This window comes from Mesorhizobium sp. 128a (genome assembly GCF_053848025.1).
Genome location: NZ_JBSPKY010000074.1, coordinates 1 through 1,366 on the forward strand (window position 1 = coordinate 1; position 1,366 = coordinate 1,366).

Annotated in this window: 1 protein-coding gene; it reads left to right on the forward strand. The window is 58.3% G+C overall.

From position 1 onward, the window contains the following. Positions 1 to 68: 68 nt before the first annotated feature. Positions 69 to 1,366: N,N-dimethylformamidase beta subunit family domain-containing protein (locus ACWTU9_RS33105; RefSeq protein WP_455862000.1), on the forward strand; the 1,298-nt coding region annotated here is incomplete at its 3' end.

A 1,366-nucleotide genomic window follows, 5' to 3' on the forward strand; every position in this document is an offset into this window, starting at 1 on the left:
GCGGCCGCCTGAGTTGCGTCGTTGGGAATGGATCTGGAGACGTGCATACAATCCGGTCCGACATTGCGTTGGCCAAAAGAGAATGGGTGCTAGTCAGAGCTAGCTTCGATGCCGATCAATCCCGGCTGGAGTTGCACCAGAGATCGCTGCCAGAGGGAGCCAATAAACCTGTAACACGACAGATTGCAGAGGTGCTGCCGAAGGGATCGTTCGTCGTTGATACCGCTGAGTTTCTTATCGCGGCGCGACAAGCTCGATCGGAAGCAGGCGAAAGGCTCGAAACCGAGCACCACTTCAACGGAAAAATCGAAGCGCCAGCGCTGCTAAATTGCGCACCGCGCGCTGAAGAGCTGAAAGCACTTGTGCCCGCCGCCCTTTCGAAGCCTCGCCGCGAAGATGTAGTGGGAGCATGGGATTTCAGCCTTGAGCAGAGTTCAGACCAGATCAAGGATAGCTCCGCCAATCAGTTGCACGGTCGTCTCGTGAACATGCCCACGCGGGCTATGAAGGGGCACCGTTGGTCCGGGAATTCTCACGATTGGGGTGCCTGTCCGGAGGAGTACGGCGCAATCCATTTCCACGAAGATGATCTCTATGACGCCGAATGGTCAGACGACTTTTCGTTCACGATCCCCGAATCCCTGAAAAGCGGCGTCTACGCTGCGCGTCTTGAGGGGACAGATGTCTCGCCAAGCTACGTCATCTTCTTCGTCAGGCCGCCCAGGGGTGAGGCGCAGAGCGACATTGTCTATTTAGCGTCGACGGCCACCTACATGGCCTACGCAAACCAGCATGTTCTCAGCCGAGATCGCTTTTATGAGACTGGAATGGGGGCCCTGCCGATCATCACCGACGAAGACATCTTCCTGCAGGCGCATCCGGAATTTGGAAAGTCGCTCTACGACCACCACACGGACGGAAGCGGTGTGTGCTATTCGTCGCGCCTCAGGCCGATACTCAATATGGCCCCCAATTCCCGGCATTGGACGTTCAGCGGTGATGGATATCTGACGGCGTGGCTCGATGCCATGGGTACCAAGGTTGACGTCATCACTGACGAGGATCTTCACCGGGAAGGTGAAGAACTGCTCCGCCCCTATCGGGTCGTCTTGACTGGCTGTCACCCCGAATACGTCTCCCTGCCCATGTGGAATGCTCTCGAGACCCATCTGACGCGGGCTGGGCGCCTGATGTACCTTGGGGGAAACGGCTTCTACTGGCGGACCGCGTTCCACCCAACGATGGAGGGGTTGATCGAGGTCAGGCGCGCCGAGGACGGGTCGAGGACCTGGGCTGCCGAACCGGGTGAATATTACATGAGCTCGACTGGCGAGTACGGTGGGTTGTGGCGACGCCAGGACAGGAC